The 24,582-nt window shown below is 45.2% G+C and carries 19 protein-coding genes; 13 read left to right on the top strand and 6 right to left on the bottom strand.

The features are described from left to right. Nucleotides 1–223: 223 nt before the first annotated feature. The 3 genes from J7529_RS09845 to cax form a co-directional block, all read right to left on the bottom strand. Nucleotides 224–5,224 (bottom strand): AAA family ATPase, encoded by a 5,001-nt coding sequence (locus J7529_RS09845; protein WP_318728827.1) that lies wholly within the window; start codon nt 5,222–5,224, stop codon nt 224–226. A gap of 311 nt (nt 5,225–5,535) precedes the next feature. After that, complete coding sequence (locus J7529_RS09840) at nt 5,536–6,894, bottom strand: response regulator (RefSeq protein WP_318728826.1); 1,359 nt, start codon at nt 6,892–6,894, stop codon at nt 5,536–5,538. Nucleotides 6,895–7,095: 201 nt separating this feature from the next. After that, nucleotides 7,096–8,193: a calcium/proton exchanger gene (gene cax / locus J7529_RS09835; protein ID WP_318700886.1), complete on the bottom strand. Its 1,098-nt coding sequence runs from the start codon at nt 8,191–8,193 to the stop codon at nt 7,096–7,098. 152 nt (nt 8,194–8,345) lie between these two features. Here cax and J7529_RS09830 point away from each other — a divergent pair, with 152 nt between their 5' ends. From J7529_RS09830 to J7529_RS09795, 8 genes are all read left to right on the top strand, one after another. Continuing rightward, nucleotides 8,346–9,095 carry a sirohydrochlorin chelatase gene (locus J7529_RS09830; protein WP_318728825.1) on the top strand — a complete coding sequence of 250 codons (750 nt, stop codon included), beginning with the start codon at nt 8,346–8,348 and terminating at the stop codon, nt 9,093–9,095. Nucleotides 9,096–9,121: 26 nt separating this feature from the next. Beyond that, entirely contained in the window at nt 9,122–9,883 is a 762-nt protein-coding gene (cobA, locus tag J7529_RS09825; protein WP_271940315.1) for a uroporphyrinogen-III C-methyltransferase, read from the top strand. 136 nt (nt 9,884–10,019) lie between these two features. Then, a complete protein-coding gene (gene phoU, locus J7529_RS09820) occupies nt 10,020–10,688 on the top strand; it encodes a phosphate signaling complex protein PhoU (protein WP_271940314.1) in 669 nt (222 codons plus the stop codon). 540 nt (nt 10,689–11,228) lie between these two features. Then, complete coding sequence (locus J7529_RS09815) at nt 11,229–13,496, top strand: ribonuclease R family protein (RefSeq protein ID WP_271940313.1); 2,268 nt, start codon at nt 11,229–11,231, stop codon at nt 13,494–13,496. A gap of 107 nt (nt 13,497–13,603) precedes the next feature. Then, entirely contained in the window at nt 13,604–14,218 is a 615-nt protein-coding gene (locus J7529_RS09810; RefSeq protein ID WP_318728824.1) for a flavin prenyltransferase UbiX, read from the top strand. A gap of 4 nt (nt 14,219–14,222) precedes the next feature. Then, nucleotides 14,223–14,915: a hypothetical protein gene (locus J7529_RS09805; RefSeq protein ID WP_318728823.1), complete on the top strand. Its 693-nt coding sequence runs from the start codon at nt 14,223–14,225 to the stop codon at nt 14,913–14,915. Between the two features lie 168 nt (nt 14,916–15,083). Then, nucleotides 15,084–15,578 carry a lactoylglutathione lyase family protein gene (locus tag J7529_RS09800; protein WP_271940310.1) on the top strand — a complete coding sequence of 165 codons (495 nt, stop codon included), beginning with the start codon at nt 15,084–15,086 and terminating at the stop codon, nt 15,576–15,578. Nucleotides 15,579–15,908: 330 nt separating this feature from the next. Continuing rightward, the gene (locus J7529_RS09795; RefSeq protein WP_271940309.1) at nt 15,909–16,466 is read left to right on the top strand and encodes a shikimate kinase; all 558 of its coding nucleotides are present in this window, start codon (nt 15,909–15,911) and stop codon (nt 16,464–16,466) included. A 367-nt stretch (nt 16,467–16,833) separates the two neighbouring features. Here the strand turns inward: J7529_RS09795 and J7529_RS09790 are convergent, their stop codons facing one another. Further along, nucleotides 16,834–17,100, bottom strand: coding sequence for a hypothetical protein (locus J7529_RS09790; protein WP_318728822.1), 267 nt, complete (start codon nt 17,098–17,100; stop codon nt 16,834–16,836). 207 nt (nt 17,101–17,307) lie between these two features. On the opposite strand from J7529_RS09790, the gene argB reads away from it, so the two are divergent. From argB to J7529_RS09765, 5 genes are all read left to right on the top strand, one after another. Further along, entirely contained in the window at nt 17,308–18,183 is an 876-nt protein-coding gene (gene argB / locus J7529_RS09785) for an acetylglutamate kinase (protein ID WP_318728821.1), read from the top strand. Nucleotides 18,184–18,192: 9 nt separating this feature from the next. Next, a complete protein-coding gene (locus J7529_RS09780; protein ID WP_318728820.1) occupies nt 18,193–18,684 on the top strand; it encodes a hypothetical protein in 492 nt (163 codons plus the stop codon). Between the two features lie 42 nt (nt 18,685–18,726). After that, nucleotides 18,727–19,473 carry a DUF3153 domain-containing protein gene (locus J7529_RS09775; RefSeq protein ID WP_271940304.1) on the top strand — a complete coding sequence of 249 codons (747 nt, stop codon included), beginning with the start codon at nt 18,727–18,729 and terminating at the stop codon, nt 19,471–19,473. Between the two features lie 123 nt (nt 19,474–19,596). Beyond that, the gene (gene argF / locus J7529_RS09770; protein WP_271940303.1) at nt 19,597–20,523 is read left to right on the top strand and encodes an ornithine carbamoyltransferase; all 927 of its coding nucleotides are present in this window, start codon (nt 19,597–19,599) and stop codon (nt 20,521–20,523) included. A 268-nt stretch (nt 20,524–20,791) separates the two neighbouring features. Further along, nucleotides 20,792–21,481, top strand: a complete 690-nt coding sequence (locus tag J7529_RS09765; RefSeq protein ID WP_318728819.1) for a uracil-DNA glycosylase — start codon at nt 20,792–20,794, stop codon at nt 21,479–21,481. A gap of 20 nt (nt 21,482–21,501) precedes the next feature. Here the strand turns inward: J7529_RS09765 and J7529_RS09760 are convergent, their stop codons facing one another. Both J7529_RS09760 and J7529_RS09755 read right to left on the bottom strand, forming a co-directional pair. Next, the gene (locus J7529_RS09760; protein WP_318728818.1) at nt 21,502–22,605 is read right to left on the bottom strand and encodes an alkene reductase; all 1,104 of its coding nucleotides are present in this window, start codon (nt 22,603–22,605) and stop codon (nt 21,502–21,504) included. Nucleotides 22,606–22,748: 143 nt separating this feature from the next. Then, entirely contained in the window at nt 22,749–24,554 is a 1,806-nt protein-coding gene (locus tag J7529_RS09755) for an AAA family ATPase (RefSeq protein ID WP_318728817.1), read from the bottom strand. Nucleotides 24,555–24,582 lie beyond the last annotated feature (28 nt).

Genomic DNA, 24,582 nt, shown 5'->3' with positions numbered 1-24,582 from the left:
TATGCTTTCATTGCCTCTTCCTACCTCTCCTATTTCTTCACCTTATATTGTACCTCATTACAGCGCGAAGCGCTGTAAGCATTGCCACGATAAAAAGACCGCCAGTGATGGAAGTCTTAACCGTACCAATGACAAGGACTGATTTTGCTAGGAGCGCAGTGAGGTGAAAGTCTCATGCTGCGTTCTGAATGGGAGGGGGAGATGGTAACATCTCTCTCGACCCCTAATTATCAATACTGGCATGAATATCGATCTCTTTGTGTTGGGCTTCATCTAACCGAGAGAAACTACGCAAAGAAATAACAATACTTTGGATTCGTTCGCAACCATTTTTCATGGAAGCGAATAATTGGTCTAAGTCCTCTTTGAGGTAGTCAATCTCGATTTCTTTCAGTTTCTCCCAAACTCGAGGACTGCCGTCAGGAAAATCTTCTTGGTAAGCTTCGATTAAATCGAGCAACTTGCGAACATAATTTTGGGCATGATAGATAGTGCCAAATATAAAACTGGTGGGATTATTTATTTCGTGGGCAATCCCTCCAACCATTTGCCCCAAACTCGACATCTTTTCGGCTTGAATGAGTTGTACTTGAGTTTCTTGGAGCTGCCTAAAAGCATCTTCCAGATGTTGATTTTTGTCTTCTAGTTCTTGAGTTCGTTCAGCAACTTTTTGCTCTAATGTCTGGTTGGAATTTCCCAGATCTTGATAGAGTCTGGCATTTTGTAAAGAGATGATTGCTTGGGCGGCGATAACATTGAGTAGTTCGAGGCGATCACTAGTAAATGCCCCAGGGGTAACCTGATTTTCCAGATATAAAATCCCCCGGAGTTGACCCCGATCGAGTAAGGGCATACAGAGGATACTTTGAGGTTGGTATCGTATCAGATAAATATCGGAGACGAATCGCGCTTGTTTGCTTAAATCATTAATGACTAAAGCTTCGCAAGTCCGCTTGACGGTATTGAGGATAGTTTGGGGAAGTTCTGAGTTTGAATCCACGGGCAGCGATTTTCCCAAAGATATCATCTCTAAAGCACCTTCTTCGCTATAGTTTGCCATTGCCTCAATAACTAAATTATCATTTTTCCGTAGTACTAAAGCCCCTTTAGTTGCGCCGGCATTTTCCATGACAACCTGCATTAATTTTGAGAGTAACTCGTCTAATTCTATTTCCCTAGAAATCGCCCTTGATGCTTTGAATGCTGAGGTAAAATCTAAGAGAATATTGCTTCCAGAACTACTCCTGTTAACTGTTCCTTTGCTTATGCTGTAGAGAGTAGAGTGGGTGGCGAGGGAGAATATGTCCTTCCGTATAATTGGGGTGAGTAATTGACGATAGCATTTTACTAAGTCTTCTATCTTTGCCTTTGCCCCCCAACGGGCGTAGCAGTAATAAGCTTCTTGTATATAACCTGCCGCTACTTTGTCCTTACCCCACTGAAGGTAAAATTTGGCAGCGAGTTCATTCGCGATCGCTTGGTCTTGAATGTATTCATTTTCTTTGGCTCCTGCTATAGCTAAGTCGTATAGCTCTGCGGCTTGCCAATTCTCTCCTAAGACTTGTGCTTTTTCCGCCGCCACCAAATCCACCTTATGTTGGTAATTCATTGGGGCATAACGTGCCCATTGCTGTTGCAATTGTATTTGGTTTTGGTCTACCCTTTCTAATGCCTCGGATGCCCCTTCCGATTCGATTCTCAATCCGGCAAGTTCGGTTAAAGAATCATAGAAATAAAATGCAGCTTCCCCAAGACTGCCCGCACCAGAAATTAAATATTTACTGACTTCAAGTGCTTGGCTTTTAGCCAATTCTATTTCGCCAAATAAGTAGGAAAGCATCAGTTTGTACAAATAGAATAGATATAGCCCAAACAGATCTCGGGCAGAGGTCAGTGAAGGGACAAACTCGGCTTCTTTGAGAGCTGTTCCAGACAAAAGGCTAGGATTCTCTCCAGACCCCAATAAATTTAAAATGACTTGCCAATAAATTCGACACCAATTAGCTGTTGTTACTTGATTCAATTGCATCAAACCATTGCAGTAAGTGCGAGTTTCTTGTTCTAAAGCAGCAAGGGGTTGACCGCACCAAAAGGAGGTAAGACAACAACTTTGGGCACTATATCCCGCATACTCTTGATTGCCAACTTCTAGGGCAATGGCATATCCATCTCGTATCGAAGGGAGCAGTTCTTGAAGATGGGATTGACGATGTAAGAGGTAAAAGCCTGCTACAAATAACACCTCTGGCTTGACAACTTTGGCATCGGGTTGAGAGACGATCTGGAGCGCTAACTGACCAAACTGCACTCCTATATTTACATCTTGCAAAAGCTTACAAGCAAATATGCCATAGCATACATAAGCAATAGCGGAAGCTAATGTATTTCCATATTGAATAGAGAGCTTGACGCACAGGGCAACTGCTAATGGGAACAGGGGAGATCCAGCAATGGAAGCAGCAGAAATCATGCTACTGGCAATCTGCACAATAGCAATTTTTTTGCGATCGCTCATGAGTGGCAGGTGAATCAAGTCTTGAATATCCCTCTCTCCAATCAGTTCTCCAATTTCGCCAATGGCTTGTTGAATATTTTCGTCTGTGGGTACTTCGGGGAAACTGATGCCCAACTGTTGTAAGAATTCTTGGCCAATGGCAATGGCTTCAGTCGGCTTATTCTGAGAAATATGGGACTGAATTCTAATGCGGTAAACATTGACCCGATCTAATACAGACTCTGCCTGAAGGATTGCCGTTTCAATCCACTGTTCCATCGACTCAAAGTCACCACAAAGCGAGGCGAGTTCGGCGGCGAGTTCGTGAAATTCTAAGCTCATTTGATATTGCCGCTGCCAAGGGTTTTCTCCGAGTAGGAATACTCCCGTCTGGGCGTATTCGCAACCCGCTTGATAGGCAGTAGCGGCTCTAGCTTTGCGACAAGCGATCAGATTCAGTTCAGCCAGTTCGTCGCTTTCTTGTCTATCGGTAATTAAAGCTGTTCCATAATTTAATTGGTTAACTAACTCAAAAATGCACTCTTCCCTTGCTTCTGAGGGAGTCTGTTTCACCAGCAATTGCCCGATGTGGTAATGGGTAACTTGCCTTTGGTCTTCTAGGATCAGAGAATAAGCTGCTTGTTGAACACGATCATGGAGAAATTTATAGTTGGGGAATGAAGACTCAAGAAAATTCTTGGTTACATTCTCCCCTCTTGTATCCCCCTGATAAAACTTATAAATTTTGTCTTGGGGCAATACCAACCCTTCCCGTAAAGCAAGCCATAAAGATGCTGCCACTTCAGTTTGAGATTGTTGGGTGACAATTGCTAAAGTCCCCAAATCGAATGAGCTACCAATGCAAGCAGCTAACTTTAAAACCGTCTGAGTTTCTTCGGGTAACTTCTCTAGCCTTGCTGCCATAAATTCTACGACATCATCCGTTAAAGACAGTTCTCGTACTTTAGTAATGTCACACTGCCAATAACCAATCTCGAAGTTAAACTCAATCCACCCATCCTCATGCAGGGATTTCAGAAATTGATTGGTAAAAAAGGGATTCCCTTTAGTTTTTTGATACACCAATTCTGTCAACGGTTTAGCTAAGTCAAGGTTGCAACTCAGGGTATCTGCTACCAGACGATTAATCTTTCTTTGGGGGAGTGCGGTTAGAGTAATCGTCTGAATATTTGCCGATGTTTTACTAATTCCCTCTAAAGTTAGCATCAAGGGATGGGCCTGATAAACCTCATTATCACGATAAGCTCCGAGAACGAGTAAATATCCCAACTCCGACTCGTTCATCAATATTTTTAACAAGTTCAATGATGCTGAGTCTGCCCACTGCAAATCATCGACAAAGATAACCAGGGGATGTTCTTTTGTGGCAAACACTCGAATAAACTTCTCAAAGAGTAAGTTAAACCGATTTCGGGCAGCGCTTCCCGATAGTTCACTTACTTCTGGTTGCTCTCCGATAATATTTTCCAGTTCGGGAATGACTTCTGCGATCACTTTGCCCTGTTCTCCCAAAACTGAGAGAATTTCTCTTTTCCATGTTTTGATGGCGATGTCGCTTTCTCCCAACAGTTGCCCCATCAAGTCTCGAAAGGCGAGAACGAAGGCGCTTAAAGGTATGTTACGGTTGAATTGGTCGAATTTCCCTTGGATGAAATAACCGCGTTTTTCAACAATAGGTTTGTGAACTTCGTTGACTACTGCGGTTTTACCGATACCGGAAAAACCCGCTACTAACATCATTTCTGTGTTGCCGGTGGCTACCCTGTCGAAAACTTGCAGTAAGGTGTTGACTTCAGTGTCCCTGCCGTAGAGTTTTTCTGGGACTCCGAAGCGATCGCTCCTATCTTTGTGTCCTAATTTAAAATGGCTGACTGTCCCCGTTTTTTGCCATTGCTGCCAACACTCCGTTAAATCTCGTTCTATTCCTGTGGCGCTTTGATATCGTTCTTCCGGGATTTTGGCCATCAGTTTTATGACAATTTCCGACAGCATCTGAGGTATATCCAGTCTTACTAGGTGAGGAGGAATTGGTTTTTTAGCGATGTGAGAGTGGACTAATTCCATCGCATCCTGGGATTTAAAAGGTAGTTGTCTTGTTAACAGTTGGTAAAAGGTGACTCCCAAGGAATAAAAATCGCTGCGGTAGTCAATGCCTCGGTTCATGCGTCCAGTTTGTTCCGGAGAAACATAGGCAAGAGTGCCTTCGAGAACGTTGGGATTGGTGAGCTGTTGGGTTTCTCTTGGCAGTAGAGAGGCGATACTAAAGTCAATGAGGAATATTGCTTTAGTTTCTGGATTGATCAGAATGTTAGAGGGTTTGATGTCTTTGTGGATGACTCGATTTCGATAGAGTTCGGCGAGGATCTTACAAAGAGCGATCGATACTGGAAAAAAGTCATCCAAATTCAGATTTCGCTTTTGCTCGAATTCCGATAAAGATATTCCGCCTACTTCTTCCATTACTAAGACATAACTATTCCCTTCTTTTTCCAGTGCTAGGGGTTTAACTATTCCGGGGAAATCTAAGTTTTTAACGATAATGTACTGATGACGAAAATAGAGGATTTCGTCAAAAGTAGGATACTCCTTACGCAGTTTTTTGAGAATGACGGACTGAGACTTTTGTTGATCAATGCCTCGATAAACCAGGGTACGATCGCCCTCATAAATGAGTTCTCTGACCCAATAACCTGCTAGTTGATTCGTCATTTTTGCCTATTACCTCAAACCATTAAAGGGTATATAGCGATTCTCTTTGCTATAAAGTACAGCTTGAAGCCTCAGACCCTAAGTAATACAAGCTACTGCCTATTCCTAGAGTGCGAAGTGCCATATTAGGAGACTCTTTAAATGCTCAAACCTAGCACCCATCTTCTATTGAATCTCTTTTGCCTGCGGTCTTGGGCGATTAAATGAATCAGTCGATTTTGATTCTTGCAGGCGATCGCTCATTCTAAGCAACAATATAGCTTTTAGTGCATCATATAGTGCTGGATACTGGTTATAATCAAACAGTATAGCTAGATAGGCAAGTGAATGCCAAATTGTGTTCCCTGACCCAGCTCAGAGTCAACCGTTAGAGTTCCTCCATGGGTTGCGACCACAATTTGGTGCGCGATCGCCAGGCCCAAACCGGTTCCTTGTCCGACTTTTTTGGTCGTAAATCCTTGCTCGAAAATGTGTGCTTTGACTTCGTCTGGCATTCCCGTCCCATTATCAGCAATTCTTACAATAATACTCTTATTATCTTCACTTAACTTCGTTTCAATTGTAATGCGATTGGGAGCTTTTTTGATTTCTTTAAATGTTTTTCCAGCATTGCTTTCATCGAGAGCATCGATCGCATTAGCCAACAAATTCATAAACACTTGATTCATTTGCCCGGCATAGCATTTCACCGTCGGAATCTCCCCATATCTTTTTACAATTTTAATGGCTGGGCGTTGTTCGTTAGCTTTGAGGCGATACTTTAAGATTAATATAGTGCTATCGAGACCCTCGTGCAGATTAAAATCGTTTCTTTCATTGGTATCTGTGCGAGAAAAGGTTCGTAAAGATGTACTGATATTCCCCATGCGCTTTACCCCTTCCTCCATGGATTTGATCAGCTTGGGAAGGTCTTCCATCAAGAACTCCAACTCGATTTTCTCAGCATTTTCTTCAATATCAGGTGTCGGTTGATATTGCTCTTCATACAGGACTAAATGGCCGAGTAAATTCTGAATATGTTCAATCGCATACTTGATATTACCTTGGATAAAATTCAAGGGATTATTAATTTCGTGTGCCACCCCTGCCAATAAACTTCCCAAGGTTGACATTTTTTCAGTTTGAATCAGTTTGAGTTGCGCTTGTTGCAATTTCTCGTAATTATTTTGTAAGTCTTGGTTAGCTCGCTCTAACGATTGATTGAGTGCTATAAGCTGGATGTTTTGTTCTGCAAGTTTTTCCGCTTGGATGACATTCGTTTCTTGTAGTTTTCTTTTCATGTGGTACAGATTCAGATGAGTCGCCACCCGTGCCAAAACCTCCTCTGCTTGAAACGGTTTACTAATATAATCTACCCCACCGAAATGAAACGCTTTTACCTTATCAAACGTTTCATTTCGGGCACTAATAAAAATTACAGGAATATTTTGAGTTAATTTGTTACTCTTGAGTTGCTCGCAGACTTCGTAGCCATTGATTTCTGGCATCTGGATGTCCAGCAACACTAAATCTGGGCGAGAATAAGCCATTCCCTCAAGAGCAAGTTGACCTCTAGGAAAGGGACGCACATCATAACCGGCATTCTCCAACAACTTACACAGTAGATGTAAGTTTGCTGCCGTATCGTCAACTACAGCAATTTGACTTAAAGGTAAAGTATCATTATTCATACTTAACTTATATCCTGGAGGATGAAATCCAACATTTTTATTGTATTCAAACAATCCCTTCTCTATTTTGCTGTAGCTTGGTTGTTACTGGCCTTAACAAGGGGCTTAGAGCAACTGATCTCTTCAAGCAAGCCCCTTATCTTTTAAGGAGAGAGCCGATCTAGTCCAGCTAGGCAGTTAATGGATTCGATCGACTAGATATTACCCTAATCCTTCGATCGCCGGATGGAAGAAGAACGCTAACCCTAAAACCACATAGGTTGCTAGTAACAGAGAGCCTTCCAACCAATCAGAACGACCATCGGAACTGACCGAGTTAGCCAACAAAACAGCGACAACCACGGCGACTAACTCGAAGGGATTGAAATCGAGATCCATGGGTTGGTGAAAGAATACTCCGGCTAAGACCAACACGGGCGCTACAAACAGGGCAATTTGCAAACTCGAACCCATCGCTACAGAAACCGACAGTTCCATTTTATTTTTCATCGCTACGGTAACTGCGGTGGCATGTTCAGCCGCATTACCAATGATGGGAACTAGAATAACCCCGGTAAATAGAGCGGTTAAGCCTAAATAAGAAGTGGCTTCTTCCAAAGAAGCCACCAATAGCTCTGATTCTACGGCAACCACTAGAGTTGCTGCCAGCAATACCAGAGACCACAAGGTGATATTGGGCTGTTCATGGGTTTCTTCTTCGCCTTCCTCCTCATTTTCTGCCAATCCCACATCATAGAGATAGGAATGGGTTTTCATGGAAAAGAGCAATGTGAGTAAATAAACCACAATTAAAACGATGGATACTGCCCCCGATAACGTTTGCATGGTTTCTTCCGCAATACCATCAGAGGTGACATCGACTGCGGTGGGAACCAAGATGGCAATCACCGCCAAATTCATGGCTGAGGCATTCAGACGGGCGACCACTGAGGTAAAGTTTTGTTCTTTATAACGAATGCCACCTAAAAACATGGCAAACCCCATCACCAGCAGCAAGTTACTGATAATGGAGCCGGTGATACTAGCTTTCACCACATCGACTAAGCCAGCATTTAAGGCGACTAGACCAATAATCAATTCAGTAGCATTACCGAAAGTAGCGTTCATTAGCCCCCCCAAATTGGGCCCGAGCACCACAGCAATTTCTTCCGTTGCCGTTCCCATCCAAGCCGCTAAGGGAATAATGGCCAAAGCAGAAGTAATAAAGATGGTTGTTGATCCCCAGCCCAGAAAGTGGCCGGCAATGGAGATAGGTACAAAGACTAAAAGTAGAGAAATGATCGTATTCGTTTTCAACATGGCGATCGCATCCAGGTTTACACCCTACCCATGCTACTCCCATTTTTAGAAAACTTAGAAAACTATCTGTTCTCAAAAACTTAGAGCCACTATGACACGTTCTAGACTAAGCTGTACACTGGTTTTCAAACCCCTATATTGGCCATTCAACCTTGACTCATTCTTGTGGTAAATTATTAGTCATTCACGGCAGCCGAGACCCTCGTCCCCATCAGGGTGTTTTGGACTTGGCGCAAGAGGTTCGTACCTGTTTAGAGTGCCAACACAGTGCCCCCACTCGAGTAGAAACGGCAACTCTAGAGTTGGGTGAACTGACCTTAGCTGAACAAATTCAACAGTTTGGCGATCGCCTTTTGGCAGAAAATATCGATCATCTGCAAATCATTCCCCTATTTCTGCTTCCTGGAGTGCATGTCATGGAAGACATTCCGGCTCAAGTGCAGCAGGCGCAAACCCTCTTGGGAGAAAAGATGACTTTAGAAATCTGTCCCTATTTAGGAAGTCATCCCCAACTGCACAACCGATTAGCAGGAGAAATCAAGACCACTGATCGCGATATTTGGATCATTATGGCCCATGGTAGTCGCCGACCTGGTGGCAATCAACCCGTCGAAACCCTAGCCCATCAATTGGGAGTTCTTGATGCCTATTGGTCAGTAATGCCATCCTTAGACTGGAGAATCAGCCAATTAATGGATTTGGGGTATCGTCGGATTGGAGTATTGCCCTATTTCCTCTTTCCTGGCTATATTACTGATACGATCGCCGAAACCCTAGCCGCAAAACAAGCCACCGATCCTCAATTGGACTATATCCTGCACTCTCCCCTCAATCAAAATCCCCATTTAGCCCAAATGGTACTGGATTTAACAGTATCTTCCCCTCTTTCAACCCTAATCTAAAGTCTACATAACCCCACTGAACCCCTATGACCTCTTCATCTTCTCCCCTCGGTAAAGTCTATCTTGTTGGTGCAGGCCCTGGCGATCCAGGATTAATGACACTCAAAGGAAAAGACTTGCTTCAGATGGCCGATGTGGTAGTTTATGATGCCTTGGTCAGTCCTCCCATTGTAGAGATGATTAACCCGAAGGCGAAAAAAATCCATGGGGGAAAACGACGCGGAAGACATTCACTCAAGCAGGATGAAATTACCCAAATTTTAATTGAAGAAGCTCAAACTCAGGCGATCGTCGTTCGTCTCAAAGGTGGAGATCCCTTTATCTTTGGGCGCGGTGGGGAAGAAATGGCCGATCTGATCGCTGAAGGAATTCCAGTAGAGGTAGTGCCCGGTATTACTTCCGGAATTGCCGCTCCAGCCTATGCAGGGATTCCTTTAACCCATCGGGGTTATAGTTCTTCAGTGACGTTTGTAACTGGGCACGAATCCGTTGGAAAATATCGACCGAAAGTGAATTGGCAGGCGATCGCCCAAGGTTCAGAAACGATTGTCATCTATATGGGGATTCATAATTTATCCCAGATTATCCCCCAACTGCTCGAGGCCCAATTATCTCCCCAAACTCCGATTAGTCTGATCCGTTGGGGAACTTGTCCCGAACAAGAAACCCTAGTGGCAACCTTAGAAACGGTTATTCATGAAGTAGAAGAAAGCGGATTTACCTCACCGGCGATCGCTGTTATTGGTCACGTTGTCGGAGCTATAGGGGATAGGGAGATAGGGAGATAGCTTGCATCCCATTCCCCATTCCCTCAAAGTGGCCATTGGGTTAAACTTCAATTAAATTCAGCCATTGCCAGAGCTAGTCGCTATACTGATGGAATTCAAGGGCAATTATTCAGTATTTAGTTGGTCGAGGATACGGGTGGATATCCCAACATCAACCTCAAAAATCACGAGAACCTATTTTCAACGCCAGCTTCGGAGCTTGCAGCGGGATGTACTACGGATGGGCGCTCTAGTAGAAAATTCATGCTGCCTAGCTCGTCAAGCCCTATTTGAACAAGACCTAGAAGCAGCCAATCAGATAAAACCCCAAGACAAGCGTATCGATCAACTCTATCGCCAAATTGAACTCGATTGTGTGACCACCATTGCTCTTCAATCCCCCGTCACCCAAGATTTAAGATTACTCAGTTCCATGATGCAGTTGGTTAGAGATTTAGAGCGCATTGGGGACTATGCCAAAGACTTAGGAGAGATTGCAATTAAACTCTTTGCTTATCCTCCCCATCCCATGATTGGCGAAGTGCAACTGATGTACGATCGCACTCAATCCATGTTAGCCATGAGTTTAGTTGCCTTATCCAACCTTGATGCTCAGGGAGGCTTAGAGATCAAAATAAAAGATGATGTAGTCGATGCAGACTATGAATATCTGTACCAAAAATTAGCCAATCAACGCCATATTCAAGGAGAAATAGAACCGATTTTATTGCTGGTTTTAATCATTCGTCATTTAGAGCGTATGGCGGATCATTCAACCAATATTGGCCAGCGCGTGGCTTATATTGTGACCGGTGAGCGTCATTAAATCATCGATCATCGATCTACTCGATCCCGATTAATGATAAACTGAAAAGAGTCGATTTTATCCTCGGATCAATTGACCAGCAATTCACCAAACGTTAACAGGTGGCAGCAAGTTAAGGGAAATGTACGGGTCTACTCTTTCCGGTTTACCCTAACGCAAGCTTATTCTTCAGAAGAAGGCTTGATCATGCTCTGATAATCTTTGGGTCTGAGTTGAGACTCTTATCCGCAACTCATCATTTCCGTTAGTGCGGATAAACCTTAGCAAAAGACCATAGGAATATCTACCTGATTCGCGATTGGGTTGCCCTTAGCTCAAGGCTGAATGGTTTCCATACGGATAAGAATCTGCATCGATCAGACTCTTGTTAAGAAACAGCCCCACCCTAAAGGCAAGGATTGGATTAAGATCGTCCCCATAAATTGACCCGATCTAATCCAGATTTGAGAGCTAGGCTGGTTCAATCTCCATGAACCGCCTCGCCCTATCCAGATAGCCAACTGGCTGTAAAGACACAGACAACTAAGGACGTATCGCTACATGGAATTCACGATCGCCAATTTGCTCTCCAATTTCACTGATGATAAACTGATTGCTCCTAAAGTCCTAGAAAAAAAACTGGGACTTTCGAGTGATATCAGTCTACGTCAACTACAAATCGCTCTGGATGCTCTAGAGAAAATGGGGATACTGATCAAAGACCGAGGACGGTATCGCCGGGGTCTAGAAAATGGACTGGTAGAAGGAAAACTACGCTGTTCGAGTAAGGGATTTTGCTTTGCCATTCAAGATGATGAAGAAGCTGAGGATATTTATATCCGAGAAAGCAATCTATCTACCGCTTGGAATGGAGATCGCGTCTTTGTGCGTGTCCTCAAAGAAGGTTCCAGACGGCGATCGCCAGAAGGAGAAGTTTTCCTGATCATCGACCGTGCCATTACCTCGGTTCTCGCTCGGATCAAATGGCAAGATGGGGAGTATAAAGCGGTTCCCCTCGATGACCGTTTACTCTTTGAACTGAGCTTACCCAACAATGGAACCCTAGAATCGGCCATTGAACATTTGGTGCATGTCTCCATTGAGCGCTATCCCCTCGGGCCTTATCCCCCCATCGGAGAAGTCACCCAAGTGCTGGGACTCAACGCTGAAGAAGCAGCCGATACCGAAATTGTTCGCTGCAAACACGACCTTCCCAAGATTTTTTCTCCTGCGGTTCTCGAAGAGGCGGCTAACTTACAACCCCAAGGAATCGGGCCAGATGATCGCCAAGACCTACGCTCGATCTTAACCTTCACCATCAAACCAGGAGAATATGCCGATCAAACCGATACCTTTGATGATGCGATTAGCGTAGAGCCGTGGGAAGGAGGCAATTGGCGCTTAGGCATTCATATTGCCGATGTCTCAGATTGGATTCCCCCCAATTCGGCGATCGATCAAGCGGCTGCCAAACGGGGCGTTTCCGTTTATCTGGGGCACAAAGTGCTACCCATGTTACCCCCAGAAGTGACTCAACACTGCGCCCTGATTCAAGGACAAGAGCGGCGTAGTCTCTCGGTTTTGATCATTCTCGATAGTCAAGGTCAAGTTCAAGAATATACGATTGAACCCACGGTCATTAGCGTAGATCATCATCTCAATTATCAACAAACCCAAGCTCTTCTGGTGGCAGAAGAACCCGTTGAAGACCTACCAGCAGTTCTGGGAGAAACGGTTAAACAACTCTACAGCCTCACCCAGCAACTGCGCCAGCATCGTCTAGCACGAGGGTCTTTTGAGCTGAACTTACCCGATCAGAAATACCACTACGATGATGAAGGTTCCCTAGGTGCTTTGGTGGTTCCCTTCTCCTTACCTGCTAGAGGAATGGTGACGGAACTGATGATCTTAGCCAATCAACTGGTCGCTAAACATCTCAGAGAGCTACAAGTCCCAGCCCTCTATCGGGTTCATCAAGCCCCCCATGTGGAAGAAATCCATGAACTGATTAAACTGGCGGCTAATCTAGGGATCGAGTTGGCACTCGAAGATGAGGAAGATGTCAAACCCAGAGATTATCAGAATTTTACTGGGCAGTTTGATGGCACGTCAGCCCAGAAAGTGCTGACCTATTTACTACTAGGGGCACTCAAACCCGCTTTTTATAGTATTGCGCCCAAACCTCACTTTGGGTTAGCGGCCGATGAAGGATATACCCACTTTACAGCTCCCTTACATCGATATTCTGACCTGTTAATTCATCGAGTTCTGCATGAAGTCTTGACTCAAGGTCGCGATCGCCGTAACGCTCGTGCTAAAGAAGGAGTCAACTTAACCAGCAGTAGCTGTCATGGCAAAATTAACTGGAATGTACTGCCCCCAGATACGCAAGCCGATTTAGAAGACCAGTTTAGCGCCATTGTTGCCCATCTAAGCGAAGCCGAACGCATCGCCCAAGAAGCCATAGACGACTTGGATGGCCTACAAAAAGCTGAGTTCATGAAATCCCACACCGGAGAAATCTTCCACGGAGTGATTACCGGGGTTCAATCCTACGGATTTTTTGTCGAACTCGAAGATGTCCTAGTTGAAGGACTCGTGCATGTCAGCTCCCTAAAAGATGACTGGTATGAATATCGCAGTCGTCAACAAATGCTGATTGGGCGTAAAAATCGCAATCACTATCGCTTAGGCGATCGCGTCGAAGTCCAAGTCAAGAGTGTAGACTACTATCGTCAACAAATCGACTTAGTCGCCATTAGTGGCGGTAGCTATAGCCCTGATACCTTTGATGATGAGGACGAAGAAGACGACGATTACTATAACTAGGGAATGGGTAATGGGTAATAGAGAATAGGATTTTAACCTCCCTATCCTCCTCTCCCATCTCCGCGTCCCCGCGTCTAGAATATCCCCCCATCCCCCATCTTAAAATCATGAATTTACCCTTAATCCTGGGGGTCTCTGGGGCCTCTGGCCTCATCTATGCTGTCCGCGCCCTTAAGTACCTATTAGCGGCAGAATACACCATTGAGTTAGTCGCTTCCAAAGCGACGTATCAAGTTTGGCAAGCCGAACAACGGATTACTATGCCTGGAGACGGGCAAAAACAAAGTCAATTTTGGCGAGAACAAGCCGGAGAAATGGACAAGGGACAATTAATCTGTCATCCTTGGCAAAATGTGGGGGCGGCGATCGCCAGTGGCTCCTTCCGAACTCAGGGTATGTTAGTGATCCCCTGTAGTATGTCCACAGTCGCTAAACTAGCAGTCGGATTAAGTTCCGATTTACTAGAAAGAGCGGCCGATGTGCAGCTCAAAGAAGGACGAAAACTGGTGATCGTTCCTAGGGAAACTCCCTTAAGCGTCATCCACCTGCGGAACTTAACCACCTTAGCTGAAATTGGGGTTCAAGTTGTACCCGCGATTCCTGCTTGGTATCATAACCCTCAAACCATTGAGGACTTAGTTGATTTTGTGGTCGCGAGGGCACTCGATCAATTTGGTATTGATTGCGTTCCTCTCAACCGTTGGCAGGGCGGGTTAAAATAGGCAGATGAATCAAAAAAATGTGCTATTGGGAGTTCTAGGGATCGGTCTTGTTGCCGTAGCGCAAAATCTGACCCCCTCAATGTCCGTGGTGTTTTTGGGAGGGAAGTTACCCTCTCTGCCCCTGGGCATTTGGCTCTTTATTGCCTTTACCCTGGGACTCATCAGCTCTCGCCTGATTACCATCATTTTACAAAGCGCTGATGGAGTGAGCGAATATACAGACGAGCCAGAAACCGATTCAACCCGTAAGACCAACATCGCCTCGAACCCGGTCACTGATGGCAGTCGAAGTGATCGTAGTCGAAGTGACCAGAGCGGTTCATCTCCACAGGAAAGGAACCGCTCTCCAGGTAAGAATTTCTTCTCTAAATCTAAACGCTCTGTTAATTCAGAAGACGATTGGGAACAAACCCCTAAACCCCCCAAGGAATGGGAAGAAGAGCGCCCTAATCCAGTAACTTGGGGTAATGGAGAACAAGACAGCCAGAATACTTATCGTAGTGTCTCAAAACCTCCAGAGCGCCCTATCGAAAAACCGAAGGACACCGTTTATGATGCCGACTATCGGGTGATTATTCCCCCTTATGGAGCATCTGCACCCCCTCCTACTCCTCCTTCCGCTCCAAAGAAAGAGAAAGACACAACTGACTGGGATACTCAAGATTCCAACCCTTCAGAAGATCAAGATTGGGTTTAGAGTGCCACGCGCCGTAAAGTAATACAGCGCTTTGCGCTGGGGAATAGGGAATAGGGTTGTGGTACATGGAGAAAGAGGATTCAAGCTTGCGTTATGAAATGCAAGCAAAGTGCTGTATCTTGTGCGGGTGGGCTAATGTAGAGTGAACCTTCTTAGGGGAGAAATACCATGAGTAACTATCCAAGAGCTTTTTCACATATTGGGATTTCTGTTCCTGATGTAGAGAAAGCAGTTGAGTTTTATAGCGCTGTGATGGGTTGGTATTTGATTATGAAACCGACTCTCATTACTGAAGAGTCTGAAACACCTATAGGTCAGATGTGTATTGATGTCTTTGGGACTGGCTGGGGATCTTTCAAAATTGCCCATATGTCTACTGGTGACAGAATTGGCGTAGAGATGTTTGAGTTCAACAATAATGAAAAACCCACGGACTTCGAGTACTGGAAAACAAGTACATTTCATTTTTGCGTACAAGATCCAGATATAGAAGGTCTTGTAGAAAAAATAGTTGCTCATGGTGGTAAGCAAAGAATGCCCATCCGTGAGTACTATCCTGGGGAAAAGCCTTACAGAATGGTTTATGTAGAAGACCCCTTTGGCTTGATTTTTGAGGTCTATTCTCACAGTTATGAGCTAACTTATTCGCAAGGCGCATATTGAAAGCAAATATGCATGCATGGCTTATAGCAATCAACTCGTTAAGTTAGGACAGTATTGTTTGAGGCAATAGGCACGAAAGCAATAGAAAGTGTCCTAACTCTCCCTTCTGCTGCTATAGCAGAGAAAGAGTTGGGCAATTGGCTCTAAGCCCCTTGTTATAGGCTGATGGGACAGTTCTGTGTGAGTCCTAACTCTCCCTTTCTTTGCTATACATAAATCACTTCGGCTGAATTAAGAATCGTTTCGCGATGCAGAATGTTATGGCTGTGCATAATAGTTTAAGGATTGGCTGTATCATTCTTATATCGTTAATTGTTAATCCTTTGAGCCATGAACAACACCCTTAAACACTGTAGCCTTTTCCTCGTGGGTATGATGGGGGCTGGTAAAACTACAGTGGGCCAGGGTTTAGCTAAACAGCTCGATTATCGTTTTTTTGATACGGATACGTTGATTGAACGAGTGGCAGGTACTAAGATTCCCCAATTGTTCGCCACTCAGGGAGAGGAAGGCTTTCGGCAACTCGAAACCCAGGTACTAGCCCAATTATCTGCTCAAGTGCGCTCTGTGATTTCGACGGGTGGCGGTATTATCCTAAAACCGGAGAATTGGGGCTATTTGCGCCATGGGATTGTGGTTTGGCTTGATGTTCCGGTACAAATCCTCTACGATCGCCTAAAAACCGATGATACTCGTCCCCTATTAAAAACGGCCAATCCCCTGGAGACTTTACAGACGTTGTGCGATCGCCGTCAAGATCTCTATGCACAAGCCGATTTACATCTAACGCTCACTGGAGCTGAGTCCCCCAAACAAGTAGCCGATACCGTTCTAAGCCAACTCCCTCGGATTTTGAAATCCGATTCTGTTCACAATTATAAAAACTAATTCATAGTTTAATCGCTATGATTAGGTTCGGATTGGAATTTTTTGAGAATATTGGATCGCCGCTTCCCATTCCATTTTTACAAGGTGATTGAGTTGTAGGGTTTAGGTTCGATTAGTTTGAACTATCCAATTTACAAAACCACGATAAACATCAAAAACACAAGTGCTTCCATCGCCTAAAGTGCCTTCTTCCCGCCTGTAAGCCCTGAGTTGGAGATCAGTCAGCACCGATACAGGCAAAGTCAGAAAACCAGTGAAACCTGTATCAATCACAGCATCAATGACTTGCCTTTGTGAACTTACATTACCCACCACTAGCCGGAGTGTTGCCTCACAATTGCGATTGACTATTCCCTGCATCATGATGTTATAGTAAGCGACCTACTCCAAAGCGATGAACGCCCCTGTATCCAATGCGAACGCACCAGATTTGTGCATCTGGGTATCGTTCCATTAATCGATCCGAAGCCGTCATCGTATCATCAGCTAGTTCAAACGCCCCGGTTTCGAGATCGATCGCCACAATTCTACCCTCATTACCTTCCTTAACTTGAGGACGCACATGAGATTGATAAATCTCATTACCCCGTCGAGCAAATTCCTCTTTGCCATAGCGAAACAATTCAACGGTCATCAGTGTAACTTCATTCTTTTCAGAAGTGATTATCTATGTTCTTATTGTAAATCTTAAGTTTTGGTCTCTCCAACCTGTATCATCACCTAAATTAGCTGCTAGTTGTTGCTGTATCATTACCTATATTGTTAGCCAATTCACAATTAACAGTTGAGCCACTCGGCTTTCATCCACAATCAGACCTTTGTTAAATCAAGGAATCTATTCATGTCTACAGCAGTAACTGACCATCTAGATGAACCCACTCGCGTTCGTGTCTTAAGTGAAGCTCTCCCCTATATCCAGAAATTTGCCGGTCGGACGGTCGTGATTAAATACGGGGGAGCAGCGATGAAAGATAGCACCCTCAAAGACCAAGTCATGCGCGATATTGTGTTTCTTTCCTGTGTGGGAGTGCGTCCGGTGCTAGTCCATGGGGGAGGGCCGGAAATTAACACCTGGCTGGGCAAATTAGGCATTGAACCCCAATTCAAGAATGGACTACGCGTAACTGATGCACCGACGATGGATGTAGTAGAAATGGTGTTAGTCGGTCGGGTGAATAAGGAAATTGTCTCCTTAATTAATCAAGCTGGGGGCCAGGCGATCGGGCTGTGCGGTAAAGATGGTAACTTGATTACCGCTCGCCCCCAGGGTCAAGAAGGGATTGGATTTGTGGGAGAAGTGAGCAGTATCAACACCAAAGTTCTGAAGCCATTGTTGGAAAATGGTTATATTCCCGTAATCTCTAGTGTCGCCTGCGATCCCCAAGGACAAGCCTATAACATTAATGCCGATACCGTAGCTGGAGAATTGGCTGCGTCCTTATCGGCGGAAAAACTGATCTTGTTAACCGATACAGCCGGTATTTTGAGAAACTATAAAGACCCCTCAACCCTGATCCATAGCCTAGATATTCAGGAAGCTCGCAATCTCATTGAGGTGGGAATTGTCGCCGGAGGAATGATTCCAAAAGTGCAATGTTGTGTCCGAAGTTTAGCTCAAGGAGTCAGAGCAACCCATGTTATTGATGGCCGGGTTCCCCATTCCCTACTGTTGGAAGTGCTAACTGATGCTGGAATTGGTTCGATGATTGTGGCTTAGGAGGGAAGAATGGAACGGTTAGAAAGAGGGAAACAAGCCTTTGAGCGTGGGGACTATCGGGAGGCGATCGCCGATTTAGAAGCTGCCAAGGGGCAAGTGGCTGGCTCTTCTGCCTTGGGAGGTGAGGTGCAGATTTGGTTAGTCACCGCCTATGAAGCAGCCGGAAAGCGCGACGAAGCCTTATCTTTATGTGAAACCCTGGACAATCATCCCGATTGGCACACTCGCAAACAAGCACGCCGGTTATTAGAGATTTTGAAGGCTCCCCAGCTCAATCGCCGTTCGGAATGGAATACTACGATTCCCGATTTATCCGCCATGGAGGATAGCGATCTCTCCTATCGTCGAGGAACAGGAAGCACCCAGGTTAAGCCTCCAAAGTCCAAAGAGGAGTTAGAACCCGTGGATTTGTCCTCCGTAGAAACAGAAGATAATCGGTTTCTTTGGGTGGCTTTAGTGGCGATCGCCTTAATTATTGGCGGGTGGATTGGCTTCGGATAGAGGGATAATAGGAAGGCAGCCAACACGAGATAGACCAAAATCATGGGAAAACATCGATCTAGGGTTCGGATTTTCTGGCCGTTATATTTAATCTTGGCGATCGCCCTCACAGGATGCGTTAAGTATGATGTGGGGGTCAATTTTCAAAGCCAAACCTATGGAGAAATGGTGCAACGGGTGCAAATTTCCGATCGCCTGCACGATTTCAGTCAAGTGGTAGCCGAACAATGGTTAGAAAGCTTGCAAGAGCGTACCCGAAAATTGCGAGGCAAAACCCAACGGATTTCTGACCGGGAACTGCTTGTCACCATTCCCTTTTATAATGGTGCAGACTTAACCTCCAAGTTTAATGAGTTTTTTAACCCCACTAATCTCCAAACCCAAACAGAGGATGAAACCCTACCCCAACTCACCTCGGAACTCAACATTACTCAAAATAACTTTTGGATTGCCATTCGCAACCGTCTAGAAATGGATGTGGATTTGCGATCGCTCGCCGTTCTCTCCTCCGAAGGCAATGTTCTCGTCAGTCCCGGTTCCCTATTCAATCTAGAATTTGCCCTTACCACCCCTTGGGGTGCTCAACCCATTACCGAAGCTGAAAATAGCCTCACTCCCGTCTCAGACCCCGAAAATCATCAATTAATTTGGACACTTGAGGCCGGAGAAATCAATCACTTAGAAGTCATTTTTTGGGTTCCCAGTCCCATTGGTATTGGAGCCTTAATCATCCTAGCTGCTGTTTTAGGTGGCATGACTCTCAAAGATTGGTTACCTCAAAATGGGTAATAGGAGAATGGGGAGATGGGGAGACGCGGAGATCTCCTATTCCCCATTCCCTAATTCCCCATTCCCTAATTCCCTATTCCCCATTCCCCATTCCTTGTATACTATCGTTTTGTGGAGACCTTCATGGAAGCCTTAAAAGGAAGAAACTTATTAAGCGTTGCCGATTTAACTGTTACCGAACTGCACGATCTATTAACCTTTGCCGCCCAACTCAAATCAGGAGACATCAGTTGGACTTGCCGTAAAATTCTTGGACTTTTATTTAGTAAAGCTTCAACCCGTACCCGCGTCAGCTTTAGCGTTGCTATGTATCAACTGGGCGGTCAAGTCATTGACCTCAATCCCAGTGTCACCCAAGTCAGTCGTGGCGAACCCGTTACCGATACAGCCAGAGTTTTGGGCCGGTATTTAGATATTTTAGCCATTCGTACCTTTGAACAAAAAGAATTAGAAGACTATGCCCAATTTTCTGGTATTCCTGTCATCAACGCGCTCACTGATTTAGAGCATCCTTGCCAAATTTTCGCTGATTTACTCACCATTCAAGAATGTTTTGGCAGTTGCGAAGGTAAAACCTTATCCTATTTTGGCGATGGCAATAATGTTGCCAATTCCCTCTTACTCGGCTGTGCGATGATGGGCATGAATGTACGCATTGCTGTCCCTTCGGCTGAATATGAACCCAACTCGAACATTGTCGCCAAAGCCAAAGAATTTGCGGGTGGTAAAACAGAAGTGATTGTTACCCACAATGCCCAAGAAGCGGCCAAAGGATGTCATGCTTTATATACTGATGTTTGGGCAAGTATGGGTCAAGAAAAAGAAGCCAGAGAACGGATTCCCCTCTTCAAACCTTATCAGGTGAATACAGAGTTATTAAAATTAGCCGATCCCGAAGCCATTGTACTCCATTGTTTACCCGCCCATCGTGGTGAAGAAATTACCGATGAAGTGATGGAATGCTCCCAATCTCGCTTATGGGATCAGGCAGAAAACCGAATGCACGCCCAAAAAGCCCTCTTAGCCAGTATCCTAGGCAAAGACGAATAGACTTCTTGCAGAAGGTGAGGGAATAGGGAATAGTAGCCCGTAGTGGATTGTTTCATCTAAAATAGGACTTTGTTTGTAGTAAGCACGAAGAGTGCTTTAAAGCCTAACTGGAGAGGGCTAAAGCCCTCACTACCAACAAAATATAATGTATCAAATTAGATGAAACAATCGAGTAGGGCACCTCATCCCTTGGGAAGCGAATCCGTCTCCAGTAGGAGATGCCAAACCTTGTTAGTTATTCATTATTCATTATTCATTATTCATTGAAATGTCTAATTCCGATCAACTTAATCTATTCGATGACTCAAGTATTGCCGGCAATTCCGAATTTTCTTCCCTAGAATTAATTCCCAAAGATCCCAAAATTCCCATTCCTCCAGGAACCTATGAAACCTTAGAAACCCTAACCGAACATTGCCAACAGTGTCAGCGCTGCGAATTAGGACAAAACCGTACCCATGTAGTGATTCACCGGGGAAATCCCAAAGCTAGCTTGATGATTGTGGGAGAAGCGCCTGGACAAAATGAAGATGAACAAGGATTACCCTTTGTGGGGAAATCCGGTCAGTTACTCGATAAAATTTTAGCTTCGGTAAAATTAGATAGCGAGCGTGATGTTTATATTTGCAATGTCAATAAATGTCGCCCTCCAGGAAATCGTAAACCCACGTCCTCAGAAATAGACGCTTGTAAGCCTTATTTATTAGAACAAATCCGCTTAGTGAATCCGAAAATCATTTTATTGACCGGTGCCACCGCCGTTCAAGGGATCTTAGCAGATAAACGAGGAATTACTAAAATTCGCGGTCAGTGGTTTGACTGGGAAGGACGCTTCTGTATGCCTATTTTTCACCCCGCTTATTTACTGCGAAATCCCTCCCGCGAACCAGGAAAGCCGAAATGGTTAATGTGGCAGGATATTCAAGAGGTACGGCGCAAGTTAGATGAAATCAGTTAGAGCATATAGAGAAAATTGGGTCATTGACTATAGTTTGGAAAGTCCGTATAACCTTCTCGGTCAAATGAAAACCAAATGTTCATCTCTGCTTCGGGATTCAGCGGCCAGCTATTAGCAAAACGGTCTACTAAATCGGGATTACTAATAAATGGTCGCCCAAAGGCAATTAAATCGGCATTTCCTTCTTTTATTGCCAATTCAGCAGTTTCTTGAGTATACCCACAATTTCCCATTAGCGGTGCTGTAAATACTTCTCGAAATTCTGCCAACGTCATCGGTTCTCCTAATTCGTGAAAACCAAAGCCTAAACCATCCATTACATGGAGGTAAGCTAATCGGTAAACATCTAACTGTTGAGCGATGTACAGAAAGTTTTCTCGAAAGTCTGGCGACCCCATATCATTAAAATTCCCATTGGGGGCGAGTCTGACCCCTACTCGATCTGGCGACCAAACGGTGAGAACGGATTCAACAATTTCTTTGAGAAAGCGATATCGGTTTTCCACACTCCCACCATACCTATCAGTCCGATGGTTGGTTTTAGATTGCAGAAATTGATCGATTAAATAGCCATTCGCACCGTGAATTTCTACCCCATCAAATCCCGCCTCTTGAGCGCGTTCTGCTGCTCGACGATAGTCTTCTACAATTAGGGGAATTTCCTCAGTTTCTAAAGCGCGGGGGGTTTCGTAAGGTTGTTTGCCAATCGGAGTATGAACGTACTCTCCATTGAGTTTAATAGCTGAAGGGGCAACGGGTAATTGACCGTTTTCCTGAAAACTACTATGGGAGGCTCGTCCGCAATGCCAAAATTGTAGAAAAATTAGTCCTCCTTGAGCATGAACGGCCTCAACCACTTGTTTCCAGCCTTCGGTTTGTTCGTCTGAGTAAATCCCAGGTGAATTTACCCATCCATTGGCTTGTTGAGAAATAACGGTTGCCTCGGTTATAATTAAACCCGCAGAGGCCCGTTGAGCATAATATTCAGCCATCAAATCGTTGGGAATGCGTTCTGAACCTGCACGCCCGCGAGTCATAGGGGCCATGATTATGCGATTTTTTAGAGGCAATCCTCGTAAGCTAAAAGGGCTGAGTAATGTTGGCGATACTGTTGATGCAGTCATCTATTTGTTGCCTCTCAAATGGACGGTTACAACCCAGAAATTTTCTGTAATTTTGATTCTGAAGTATAGCATCAAACTAACAGTGAGTATTCTTTCCATACCAGATTACTGAGTTTTGGATCAGCAGATCGATCGCCCATAACCTATAGTCCTCGCAGGGTTTTGAGTTCGGTGTAGGCTTGCTGGAAGTCGTCGCTGGTAATATAGAGTTCGCTAACGGGTTGGTTTAGGGTGCGGAAACGGCGGATCGCTTGGAGGGCGGCTTGGTTGCTCAGAAGAGCCAGATCTGCGCCACTCCATCCGAGGGTAAGTTCGGCGTAGTGGGAGAGGTCAATACCGGAAAGGGGACGGTCTTGGTTGTGGACTTGGAGAATGGCGAGGCGACTGGGGGTATCGGGAAGGTCGATTTTCAGTTGCAGATCGAGACGACCGGAACGCAGGAGAGCGGGATCGATCGCCTCGGGACGATTGGTTGCTGCAATCAGAATCAGGTTTTTGGCAGCCGATAACCCGTCAATTTCGGTCAAAAGTTGCCCCACCACGCGATCGCCCACTCCAGAATCACCGCTATACTGACCTCGTGCGGGCGCTAGGGTATCGATTTCATCAATGAAAATGACGCAAGGAGCCGCTTGTCTGGCTTTGGCAAACAGTTCCCGCACGGCTTGTTCTGAGGCTCCGACCCAACGACTGAGCAGCTCTGGCCCGGAAATGGCGATAAAGTTCGCCTGTGCTTGGGAGGCGATCGCCTTAGCCAACAGGGTTTTACCCGTTCCTGGTTCTCCCATGAGTAATATGCCTTTGGGCGCTTTCGCTTGCGTTTTTTGATACAGTTCTGGATAGAGCAATTGCCCCTCGACGGACTCTTGCAATAGTTGTTTGGTCTCCTCTAACCCGCCAATATCGTCCCAAGCGACTTGGGGAGATTCCACTTCCACCGATCGCAAAACCGCCGGTTTAATAGTACTTAGCGCTTGCTCAAAATCATTTGAATTAATGGTTAATGGAGCAGTCGGTTGGGTGTCTGGAGTCGGCACTTGGCGACGCAGGGCATGATGGGCTGCTTTTTGACACAATGCTTTTAAGTCTGCACCCACAAATCCGACGGAGCGGGCGGCGATCGCCTCCAAATCCACCCCAGACTCTAACGGCATTCCTTGGGTGAGAATTTCTAGAATCTGCCCCCGTTCCTCTATTCTGGGGACTCGAAACACAATTTCGCGATCGAATCTTCCCGGCCGTCGCAAAGCAGGATCGAGGCGGTTCGGCAGGTTCGTGGCGGCTAAAATCACCACAGAATCCCTAACTGAAAAGCCATCCATCAAGCCCAATAACTGGCCGACAACCCGCTTTTCCACTTCTCCTTCTACTTGGGAGCGATCGGGCGCTAAACTATCAATTTCATCAATAAAAATCAGGCAAGGCGCATTACGCGCTGCTTTCTCAAATAAATCCCTTAATCGACCTTCTGATTCTCCATAATATTTACCCATAATTTCCGGCCCCGTAATGGCGATATAATTCACCCCTAATTCAGCAGCCAGAGAGCGAGCCATGAGAGTTTTTCCCGTGCCAGGGGGCCCCACTAACAACACTCCCCGCGTCGGTTCTAGCCCCAATTGCGCCAGTAATTCAGGACGTTTGAGGGGCAACTCCACCAGTTCTTGTAATTCCTGTTTCACTTCTTCTAAACCACCAATTTGGTTTAAGGATAAGTTGCTAGAATTTGGCGCTTTTGGCGTTTTTTCCTCAGTTCCCGATGGCGGTGGCGTGACAATCACCTCTGGAGAGGGTTTACTAGGACTGCGTTTGGGAATATTGCCACCCTGGGGAATATTGCTCAAGGAGCGAACTTGAATATCGGTTTTCAATTCTCCTTTTTCCGCTTTTTCTTCTAGCCGTTTGGCGAGTTCTAATAGGTCTTCAAATCCTTTAAATATATCGTTCATAGTAATGGGGAATATAGAATAGAGAATG

This window comes from Roseofilum sp. Guam (assembly GCF_017746735.1).
Taxonomy (GTDB): Bacteria; Cyanobacteriota; Cyanobacteriia; order Cyanobacteriales; family Desertifilaceae; genus Roseofilum; species Roseofilum reptotaenium.
Note: the sequence above shows the minus strand (reverse complement) of the source record. Positions and strands in the feature narration are given on the sequence as shown.